Origin of the sequence: Symbiobacterium terraclitae (assembly GCF_017874315.1) — a bacterium.
Lineage (GTDB): Bacteria > Bacillota > Sulfobacillia > Symbiobacteriales > Symbiobacteriaceae > Symbiobacterium > Symbiobacterium terraclitae.
In genome coordinates this window covers 131,141-140,757 of the sequence record NZ_JAGGLG010000007.1, presented here as the reverse complement: position 1 = coordinate 140,757, position 9,617 = coordinate 131,141, and the positions used below count along the sequence as shown (strand labels likewise).

General features: G+C 70.0%; 11 protein-coding genes. 6 read left to right on the top strand and 5 right to left on the bottom strand.

Features of this window, described 5'->3' with window-relative positions; translation table 11 throughout:
- Window positions 1-339 precede the first annotated feature (339 nt).
- The 5 genes from J2Z79_RS06175 to J2Z79_RS06155 all read left to right on the top strand — a co-directional run bounded on the left by J2Z79_RS06175 (window position 340) and on the right by J2Z79_RS06155 (window position 4,641).
- Window positions 340-1,671 carry an MATE family efflux transporter gene (locus J2Z79_RS06175; RefSeq protein ID WP_209465996.1) on the top strand — a complete coding sequence of 444 codons (1,332 nt, stop codon included), beginning with the start codon at window positions 340-342 and terminating at the stop codon, window positions 1,669-1,671.
- Window positions 1,672-1,853: 182 nt separating this feature from the next.
- Window positions 1,854-2,618: an ABC transporter permease gene (locus J2Z79_RS06170; RefSeq protein WP_245302337.1), complete on the top strand. Its 765-nt coding sequence runs from the start codon at window positions 1,854-1,856 to the stop codon at window positions 2,616-2,618.
- Window positions 2,618-3,331 carry an ABC transporter ATP-binding protein gene (locus tag J2Z79_RS06165; protein ID WP_209465994.1) on the top strand — a complete coding sequence of 238 codons (714 nt, stop codon included), beginning with the start codon at window positions 2,618-2,620 and terminating at the stop codon, window positions 3,329-3,331. The genes J2Z79_RS06170 and J2Z79_RS06165 overlap by 1 nt, the downstream gene beginning before the upstream one ends.
- 11 nt (window positions 3,332-3,342) lie before the next feature.
- On the top strand, window positions 3,343-4,467 hold the full coding sequence (locus J2Z79_RS06160; RefSeq protein WP_209465993.1) for an ABC transporter substrate-binding protein: 1,125 nt from the start codon (window positions 3,343-3,345) through the stop codon (window positions 4,465-4,467).
- A gap of 27 nt (window positions 4,468-4,494) precedes the next feature.
- A complete protein-coding gene (locus tag J2Z79_RS06155) occupies window positions 4,495-4,641 on the top strand; it encodes a hypothetical protein (protein WP_209465992.1) in 147 nt (48 codons plus the stop codon).
- On the opposite strand, the gene pstB is transcribed toward J2Z79_RS06155, so the two are convergent.
- The 5 genes from pstB to J2Z79_RS06130 all read right to left on the bottom strand — a co-directional run bounded on the left by pstB (window position 4,622) and on the right by J2Z79_RS06130 (window position 8,882).
- The gene (gene pstB / locus J2Z79_RS06150; RefSeq protein ID WP_209465991.1) at window positions 4,622-5,383 is read right to left on the bottom strand and encodes a phosphate ABC transporter ATP-binding protein PstB; all 762 of its coding nucleotides are present in this window, start codon (window positions 5,381-5,383) and stop codon (window positions 4,622-4,624) included. The two genes, J2Z79_RS06155 and pstB, sit on opposite strands and share 20 nt — an antisense overlap.
- A 2-nt stretch (window positions 5,384-5,385) precedes the next feature.
- Window positions 5,386-6,315: a phosphate ABC transporter permease PstA gene (gene pstA, locus J2Z79_RS06145; protein WP_245302280.1), complete on the bottom strand. Its 930-nt coding sequence runs from the start codon at window positions 6,313-6,315 to the stop codon at window positions 5,386-5,388.
- The gene (gene pstC, locus J2Z79_RS06140; protein WP_209465990.1) at window positions 6,312-7,262 is read right to left on the bottom strand and encodes a phosphate ABC transporter permease subunit PstC; all 951 of its coding nucleotides are present in this window, start codon (window positions 7,260-7,262) and stop codon (window positions 6,312-6,314) included. The genes pstA and pstC overlap by 4 nt, the downstream gene beginning before the upstream one ends.
- A 68-nt stretch (window positions 7,263-7,330) precedes the next feature.
- On the bottom strand, window positions 7,331-8,329 hold the full coding sequence (locus J2Z79_RS06135) for a PstS family phosphate ABC transporter substrate-binding protein (protein WP_245302278.1): 999 nt from the start codon (window positions 8,327-8,329) through the stop codon (window positions 7,331-7,333).
- Window positions 8,330-8,660: 331 nt separating this feature from the next.
- Window positions 8,661-8,882: an SHOCT domain-containing protein gene (locus J2Z79_RS06130; RefSeq protein WP_209465989.1), complete on the bottom strand. Its 222-nt coding sequence runs from the start codon at window positions 8,880-8,882 to the stop codon at window positions 8,661-8,663.
- Between the two features lie 194 nt (window positions 8,883-9,076).
- On the opposite strand from J2Z79_RS06130, the gene J2Z79_RS06125 reads away from it, so the two are divergent.
- On the top strand, window positions 9,077-9,601 hold the full coding sequence (locus tag J2Z79_RS06125; RefSeq protein ID WP_209465988.1) for a transcriptional regulator: 525 nt from the start codon (window positions 9,077-9,079) through the stop codon (window positions 9,599-9,601).
- Window positions 9,602-9,617: the final 16 nt, after the last annotated feature.

The following is a 9,617-nucleotide window of genomic DNA, read 5'->3' as shown; positions in this document are numbered from 1 at the left end:
GTGAGCCTGCCGCTCGACACGCCCAACGAGTTCCAGGGGCTGAGCGCCACCTCGGTCTCGTTCTCGGTGAGCGCCGAGCAGGTCCGGAACAACCCGTAACGCCCTGAAGGTGCGAGGCCCCGGGGCCGCCGCGCGGCGGCTCCCGGGGCCCTTCGCCTTGACACGCCCGGAGCGGCGTGTTATGTTATCGGCGCCGGAGCGCAAGAGGAGCGCTTTCCGAAGCGGGATGTTCATGAACGACCACCGTGCGCGCGGTGGTCATTCTCTATGCGCGGCGCCTGCCCGACGGGGAGGGCGGCCGCGCGACGAGGCAGACGACGAGAGAGGGAGAGGACGCACGTGCGCCAGCAGGTTCGCCGCGATCTGATCCACCTGGCCTGGCCGACGGCACTGGAGCAGCTGCTCAGCCTGGTGACGCAGATGGTCGACATGGCCTTCGTCGGCCGCATCGGTGCGTACGCCGTGGCCGCCGTGGGCGTCATCATGCAGCCGCTCTGGTTCACCTTCGGGCTCGCAGGCGCGCTGGGCGCCGGCATCGTCGCGCTCATCGCCCGCCTCACCGGCGCCCGGGAGGAGCGGGACGTCCGCCGCGCCACGGGCACCGCGTCGTGGCTGGGCGTCTCCCTCGCCGTGCTGCTCGGGGTGGCGCTCCACTTCGGTGCGTCCGCCATCGTCACCGTCATGGGTGCGCCGCCCGACGTGCACCCCCACGCCGTGCTCTACCTGAAGATCCTGGTGCCCGGGCTCATCGGGCAGTACTGGTTCATCACCATGTCCGCCGCGCTCCGCGCCGTGGGCGAGACCCGGATTCCCATGCTCCTTTCCCTCGGCGTCAATGCGCTGAACGTCGGGCTCGACTGGCTGCTCATCTTCGGCAACCTCGGCTTCCCCGCCCTGGGTGTGGCCGGCGCGGCGTGGGCTACCTCCGTCGCCCGCCTGGCCGGTGCGCTCGGGCTCCTGGCGGTGCTGGCCCTCCGCCGCGACCCGGTCTCGCTGCGCTGGGAGACCTTCCGGCAGTTTGTGCCCAGCCTGGCCGGGCGCATCCTGCGGGTGGCCGGCCCGTCCGCGGTGGAGCGCTCGGCGGGCTCGCTCTCCTGGGTCGTTTACGCCATCATCATCAACCGGCTCGGCACCGTGGCGATCGCCACCCAGCAGATCGCCTACGTCTGCGAGGACCTGATCTGGCTCGTCGCCTTCGGCATGGGCTCGAGCTGCGCCACACTGGTGGGCCAGTCCCTGGGCGCGCGCGAGCCCGAGCGGGCCAGGCTCGCCATCCTCGAGGGCCTCAGGCTGGGCGGGCTCTTCACGCTGGCCGTCGCCGCGAGCTTCATGCTGGCGCCCGGGCTCTACATGCGTTTCTTCACGACCGATGCCGCGGTGATCGACCTGGGGATCATCGCGCTGCGCGTGGCCGCGCTGGCCGACATCCCCATGGGGCTCACGCTGGTGCTCAACGGCGCGCTCCAGGGTGCCGGAGACACCCGCGTGCCGGCGCTGATCACCCTGCTCGGCAGCTGGGGCGTGCGCCTGAGCCTGGCCTTCGTCATGATCGACTTCTTCGGGTGGGGGCTGCTTGGCGCCTGGATCGCCGCAGGTGTGGACTGGGTCGTGCGGCTTTCGCTCTTCTGGGTGCGGTTCATCCGGGGCCGGTGGCAGGAGCTGGCGGTGTGAGGCACCAGCCGGCCTCGGATGGCCGCCTTAGTTACGGATAGACGTTGGCGCCACGTGCGGTGGCCGAAGGGCTCGATTTTGGAAAGGCGCTGGAGAACGGTTCTGTGAAGAGTTACAATCTGCATGAGGGCATGTGAATCTGGGAACTTGCGTCGCGGGGAGGTGACCGCGGGGTGAGGAGGATGGAAGGCCCCGCCCTGGGCCTGCTCGGGCTGGGGCTCAGCCTGGCGCTCTGGCACGCGGTTGCCCTGCAGTACCCGCTGTGGGCGGTGCCGACCCCGCTTGCGGTCGCCGGCGAGCTCGTGCGCCTGGCCCGGGAGGGAGCGCTCTTCAGGGCGGTGGCGATCACCACCGGCCGCACGCTGGCCGGCTTCGGCATCGCCGTCCTGCTGGGCGGGACCGCCGGGCTCCTCGCGGGGCTGCTGCCGAGGCTGCGGCAGGCACTGGCGCCAGTGGTCACGGCGGTCCAGGGTGTGCCCCCGGTGGCGCTCATCATCGTCGCGCTGCTCTGGTTCGACGCCAACCGCTCGGCGCCGGTCTTCACCATCGCCGTCGCCGTGCTGCCGATCATCTTCGCCGCGGCGCTGGAGGGGACCCGGGCCGTCGACCGCAGCCTGATCGAGATGGCCGCGGTCTTCCGCGCCCCCCGGCGCCTGCTGGTCACCGAGATCTACCTGCCCCACCTGCTCTCCTACCTCTTTCCGGCGCTGATCTCCGGCCTCGGCCTCGCCTGGAAGGTCGCCCTGCTGGCCGAGCTGATGGCCGGCAGCAAGAGTGGGATGGGCGCAGGGCTGGGCGCGGCACGGGTCAACCTGAACGTCGCCGGGATGTTCGCCTGGATCGCGGTGGTGGTGCTCCTGCTGCTGGCCATGGAGAACCTGCTGCTCCGGCCGCTGAAGCGGCGCCTGGAGCCCTGGCGCCGGAGCCAGGAAGGGGGTGGGGGCTGATGCTGACCATGACCGGGGTCGGCCACGATTACGGCAGCGTGCGCGCCCTGGACGGCGTAGACCTCCTCCTGGAGCCGGGGCGGATCATCGCCATCGTGGGGCAGTCCGGCTGCGGCAAGACCACCCTGCTCCAGATCGCGGCCGGGCTGATCGCACCGACGCGGGGGCGGGTGGAGAACCGCTTCCGCCGACCGGCCTACGTCTTCCAGGAGCCGCGCCTCCTGCCGTGGCGGACGGCGTGGCAGAATATCGCCTTCGGCCTGAAGGCCCAGGGCGCGCCGCCGGCGGCGCAGCGCCGTGCGGCGGAGGCGCTCATCGAGCGGCTGGGCCTCACCGGCGCGGCCGACATGTTTCCCCACGAGCTGAGCGGCGGCATGCGCCAGCGGGTCGCGCTGGGGCGGGCGCTGGCCACCGAGCCTGACCTGCTGCTGCTGGACGAGCCCTTCGGCGCGCTGGACCCGGGCCTGCGGGCCGGCATGCAGCGGCTGCTGCTGGACCTGCTGGCTGAGCGCCGCCTGGCCGCCCTCTTCGTCACCCACGACCTCACCGAGGCCGTGCGCATGGGCGATGAGCTGATCGCCCTCTCGCCGGCGCCGGGCCGCGTGATCGCCCGGGTGGCGCTGGGCCGCACGCCCGGCACCGACGCCGATGCTTACGTCCACCGGACCGTTGCCGCCATCTGGCCGCAAGTCTCCGCAGCTTACCCCGACTAGGAGGGATCCCCATGCGTCGCCGTGTGTCTGCCATTCCCAGGCTGATCGCCTGCCTGCTCGCCGCCGGCCTCCTCTTCGGCTGCGCCCGCCCGTCGGCGCCCGCGCAGCCCGGGCCGTCCACCGCCCCAACCGCCCAACAGGGCACCCAGGAGCCAGGCAACCCGGACTCCGGCGGCCAGCAGCCTGGCGCCTCGGAGCCGGCCGACGAGCTGTCTGAGGCGGTCGAGCCCCTGGCGTCGCTCCAGATGCAGGCGCCCGCCGCGCCCCCGTCGATCTTGCTGGCCCACCTGGCCGCGCAGGAGCGGCTGACCAGCCAGGTCTCGGAGGTCAGCTTCCAGGCCTTCGCCACGCTGGACCAGCTGCGGGCCGACATGGTGAAGGGCCAGGTGCAGGTGGCCGCGGTGCCCACCTACGTCGCCGCCAACCTGTACCAGAAGGGCCTGCCGGTGAAGCTGCTCAACGTGACCGTGTGGGGGCACCTCTCGGTGCTGACCGCCGACCCTGACATCAACGGCTGGGAAGACTTGCGCGGGAAGACGGTCTACATCCCCTTCAAGGGCGACTCGCCGGACCTGATCTTCCAGATCGTCGCACGGGAGGCCGGCCTCACCGAGGATGACATGAGCCTCGCCTACGTCTCAGCGGCCCCCGAGGCGCTGCAGATGCTGATGGCCGGCAAGGCCGACGCGGCGGTGCTGCCCGAGCCCGTGGCCAGCGCGGCCATCATCCAGGGCAAGCAGAACGGCGTGCCGGTGCGGGAACTGTTCGAGCTCCGGCAGGAGTGGGGCCGGGTGACGGGCCGCGAGCCGGTGATCCCGCAGATCGGCACCATCGCCGTGACCGAGCTGATCGATGAGCATCCCGAGGTGATCGCCGCCATCCAGGAGGGCCTCAGGGAGTCGGTGCAGTGGATCAAGGCCAACCCCGCCGAGGCCGCCGCGATCGGCGAGCCGTACCTGAACGGCCTCAAGGCCCAGGTGATCGAGAGCTCCCTCGGCCGCACCCCGTTTGACTTCGTGCCGGCGGCCGAGGCCCGGGAGGAGATCGAGTTTTTCTTCACCAAGCTCGCCGAGCTCTCGCCCGAGATCATCGGCGGCGGGCTGCCCGACGACGCGTTCTACTACACGGGCGAGTAGCTTCTCTGCCCGACCAGGCGGTAATCCGTGACCCTGATCACGGGCGGCCCGGACGGCAGCTTCCCGGCGGCGAACAGCACTGCCCGGGCCGATGCGGTCACCGTTCTCGGCCGGCCGGTGGACCCGGTCGCCGAGCGGGCGAGCCGCCGGCCTGCTACCCGAATCGCCCGGTGATATACTCTTCCGTGCGCCTGTCGGACGGGGCGGAGAAAATTCGCTCCGTCCGATCCATTTCCACCAGGCGGCCGTCGAGCATGAAGGCGGTCCGGTCGGCCACGCGGGCGGCCTGCCGAAGACTGTGGGTCACCAGCACGATGGTGACCGTCCGCTTCAGGTCGGTCATCAGCTCCTCGATCTTGCCCGTAGCGATGGGGTCCAGGGCAGAGGTCGGCTCGTCCATCAACAACACCTCGGGGTTCACTGCCAGTGCCCGGGCGATGCAGAGCCGCTGCTGCTGGCCCCCGGAGAGGGCGGGGGCCGGCTTCCGCAGCCGGTCCTTCACCTCGTCCCACAGGGCCGCCCGCCGGAGGGCGGTCTCCACGATCTCGTCGAGATCCCCCTCGTACCCGTTGACGCGGGGGCCGAACGCGACGTTGTCGTAGACGGACTTGGGGAAGGGATTCGGCTTCTGGAAGATCATGCCGATGCGGTGGCGGACGGCCATCGGGTCGGCGCCCACGCCGTACAGGTCCTCGCCGCGGTATCGGACCTCCCCGGCCACGCGGGCGCCGGGCACCAGGTCGTTCATCCGGTTCAGGCAGCGCAGGAGGCTCGACTTGCCGCAACCGGAGGGGCCGATGACCGCCGTTACCGCCCGGTCGGGAATCTGCAGTGAAACCTGGTGCAGAACCTGCTGCGTGCCGTAGTGGAGATCGAGGTTCCGCACGGCGAAGCCTTCGGAGAGCAGCACGGCCATCGTTACCACTCCGCTTTCCTCTGGAACTTGTTGCGAAGCCAGATCGCGGCGCCGTTCATCCCCAGCAGCACCAGCAGCAGCACGAGGATGCCTGCCGCGGCGGCCTCCTGGAAGGCCCGCTGCGGCATGGAGGCCCAGTGGTAGATCTGCACGGGCAGCACCGTGAAGCTGTCCAGGGGGCTGACGGGCAGGCGGGCGACGTAGACCCAGGCGCCCACGGCGATGAGCGGGGCAGACTCACCCAGGGCCCGCGAGAGGGAGAGGATGGAGCCGGTCATGATGCCGCCCAGGGCGGCGGGGAGGACGACGGTGAACACGGCCTGGCCGCGGCTGGCGCCCAGCGCGTAGGCCGCGTGCGCCAGCGAGGGCGGCACGGCCCGCAGCGCCTCCCGGGCGCTCACGATCACCACTGGCAGCACCAGCAGGGCCAGGGTGAGGGCGGCGGCCAGAACCGAGCGGCCCAGGGCCAGCCCGCGCACGAAGAAGGCCAGTCCGAAGAGCCCGTAGACGATGGACGGGACGCCGGCGAGGTTGGCGATGCTCAGCTGCAGGATGCGGTTGAGCTGCCGGAGCCAGGTCGGGCTCGCCGGATCCCCGGCGTAGAACTCCAGGAAGATCGCGGTGGCCACGCCGACTGGCAGGGCGAAGGCCGCGGCAAGGAGGACCACGTAGACCGAGCCCACCAGTGGCGCCAGGATTCCCGCCCGGTCGGCGAAGCGGGACCCGTAGCTGCTGAGGAAGGCCCAGCTGAGGCGCGGCAGGCCGGTCTGGAGCAGGTCCCGGAGCAGGAGGGCCAGGACGGCGGCGGCTGCCGCGGCCGCGAGGAGGAAGAGGGCGTGTGCGGCGGCGTCCAGCCAGCGCCTCCGCCGGCGGCGGGCGGCGCCGGGGGCCGAAGAGTATCGGACGCGCCGGGCAACGCGAGTGGTGTTCATGGCTGCTCACGCTCCCGGTACCGGCGGCGGACGGCTCCGGCCAGCAGGTTCATCGCCAGGGTGATGAGGAACAGCGCCATGCCGACGGCGTACATGGACGTGTACGCGGCCGAATCCACCTCCAGGTCGCCCTGGGCGACCTGGGCGATGAAGCCGGTCATGGTCTGGATGGACTCCAGCGGGTTGAGGGTCAGCTTCGGCGTGGCGCCGGCGGCCATGGCGACGATCATGGTCTCTCCGGCCGCCCGTGAGACGGCCAGGATCACGGCCGAGACCACGCCCGACACGGAGGCGGGCAGCACGACGCGCAGCGCGACCTCCAGCCGGGTGGCGCCCAGCGCGAAGGCCGCCTCCCGCAGCGAGCGGGGTACGGCGAGCATGGCGTCCTCGGCCATGGAGGCGACCATGGGCAGGATCATGATGCCCACCGCGATGATGGCCGAGAGGGCGTTGAACACGTCGAGGTCGGGGATCGCACGCCTCAGCAGCGGCGTCACGGCGGTGAGGGCGAAGAAGCCGTAGACCACCGTGGGCACGCCGGCCAGGAGCTCCAGCACGGGCTTGAGTACCCGGCGCACGCGGTCGGGGGCGTACTCGCTCAGGTAGAGCGCGCAGGCCAGGCCCATGGGCACCGCCACCAGCGCCGACCCGGCCGTGATCAGGAAGGTGCCTGAGAGCAGCGGCAGGATGCCGAAGCGGGCCGGCTCAAAGGTGGGAGTCCAGCGGGTACCGGTCAGGAACTCCCGGATGGAGACGAGGGCGAAGAAGCGGCTGGTCTCGGTGACGAGGGAGACGACGATTCCCACCGTCGTGATGAGCGAAACCAGCCCGGCGGGCAGCAGGAGGGCGGCCAGCAGCCGTTCCCGCACCGCCGTGGGAGTCCGGCGACGGTCCGCGGTGAGATGACCCTCCGCCGCCGGGCGGCTTCCTGCAGCCGTTGCAGACATCGCGTCACCCCCCGGATGGTGTGAGCCGCAGACGGGACGAGGGGACCGACTCGGTTTCCGACGCCGGCTCACCTCAGCTTTGCCAGACCCTCCTGGTACCGCGCGGCCGGAAGCGGCGTGTAGCCCACCTGCCGGGCCAGCTCAGCGGCGTTCTCCAGGTAGAAGGTGAGGAAGGCCTTTACCTCGGGCCGGGCCAGCGCCTGCCGGGAGGGGTAGATGAAGATCTCCCGGGCGAGGGGGTAGGTGCCGTCGGCGATGGTCTCGTCGCTGGGGGCCACGCAGCCCTCACCGGCGTCGACGGCCAGTACCTTCAGCCGGTCCCGGTTCTCCACGTAGTAGGCGTACCCGAAGTAGCCGAGGGAGTTCCGGTTGCCCGCCACGCCCTGCACCAGGATGTTGTCATCCTCGGAGGCGGTGTAGTCTGCGCGGGAGGCCCTTGCCTTGCCGTTCACCACCTCCGTGAAGTATTCGAAGGTGCCGGAGGCGGTGCCCGGGCCGTACAGCCTGATCTCCTCGTCCGGCCAGGCGGGGTCGACCTCGCTCCAGCGGGTCACGGTGGAGTCCGGCGCCCAGATCTTGTTCAGCTGGTCGATGGAGATGCAGGTGAGGAACTCGTTCTCGCTGCTCACCACCACCGAAAGGCCGTCGTAGGCCACCGGCAACTCGACGGGCTCCACGCCGTTCTGCCGGGCCTCGGCGATCTCGGATTCCTTGATGGGCCGGGATGAGTCGGCGATGTCGATCTCGCCCTTCACGAACCTGGCCAGTCCGGCCGAGGAGCCGGAGATGCCCACCGGCACCTCCACGTCGGGGTGCAGCTTGCGGAACTCCTCGGCCACGGCGATGGAGATGGGACCCACGGTGGAGGAGCCGTCGATGGTGATCGTGCCCGAGAGCTTCTGCTGGGTGCCGCCAGCCCCTGGCGTGGCGTTGTCCGTCTGCTGCTGCCGGGCGCCCCCGCCGTCCGGCGCGACGCCGCCATCCAGCGACTGTTGCCGGCCGCCGCAGGCCGTCACCACGGCGAGGAGGGCCAGAGCTGCCCCCGTCATGATCAGCGTTCGCTTCATGGACAATCCCCTTTTCTGTGTGCTGCCAGCGCGTAGCCGTATGGCTCTGCTTGAATGCTACCAGCCGACTGTTGTGAACTCGTGTTGGTTTGGTTAGCCGCTGATTAAGGGTTGCTAAAGGCCGATCATGCTCGGCCTGGCGGAGCCACCCCCGAATCGGGCGTGGCTCACGGGTCCGCGCCACCGGCTCGTCGCTCTTCGAACACGGGGCGGCGGGAACGGACCAGTGCCCGCGGACCGCCAAGCCGTCAGGGCGTTGACGGACTCACCCCATGACGAGTAAGACCCCTCCCCCGCCGGCGGGCGGAAGAGGGGTCTATCAGCATCAGACCTACGAGAGCCGCGCCTTCAGACGCTCGTACTCTTCCCGGCTCACCGCACCGGAGCGGAAAGCCTCCTCCAGCTCCGCGCGGTTGCGGTACGCCGACTTGCCGCCGAGCAGGCCGGACAGGCTGTTCACCCGAGCCCAGACGACCAGGCTGATCAACAGATTGAGCAGGATGGCGATGGCGAGCAGCCAGGCCACCCACTTCGGCCACATCACACCGACCATTGCAGATCCGTCCTTTCGTCTCCGGCCGAACGATCGGCCGGGTGCAAATTGATTGGCGCCATTCTGCTTATTCGCTAACCTTCCCTTACATCCCTTCCCGCTATTCGGAGGATGGTATGTCTTGCCGGGCTGTGCACAAAACTGTACAATAGGTCCGTAGCACAATCTTGTGCACAAACGGGGGTGATCGGCGCGTGCAGCTCGTCCGCATCGGCGACAAGGTAATCAACCCCGAGCGCATCTACCGGATGGTGGACCGCATGCTCGAGCTTCGGGCGCAGGGCCACTCGCAGCAGGAGGTGGCCGAGATCCTTGACGTCGACCGCACCCTGATCTCCAGGCTGGAGTCGGTGGGCGAGATGCGCAAGGGCAAGAAGATCGCCCTGGTCGGCTTTCCGGTGAAGAACGGCCCCGAGCTGACGCAGATGGCGCAGGCGGAAGGGGTCGATTTCATCCTTCTGATGTCGGACCAGGAGCGTCTGGACTTCGCCCGGAGCCAGAACGGCATCGAGGTGCTCAACCAGGTCATGCGCCTGATCGCCAGGGCGCGGGAGTGCGACGCCGTCATCTTCATCGGCTCTGACCAGCGGCTGAAGATGGTGGAGGCGCTGGTTGGTCCCCATGTGATCGGCATCGAGATCGGGCGGTCACCCATGTCAGAGGACGTCTACGTCGATCCCGACCGGGTTCGCAGCCTGATCCGCAGCCTGCAGGGCTGAGCGTGAGGAGGCAACT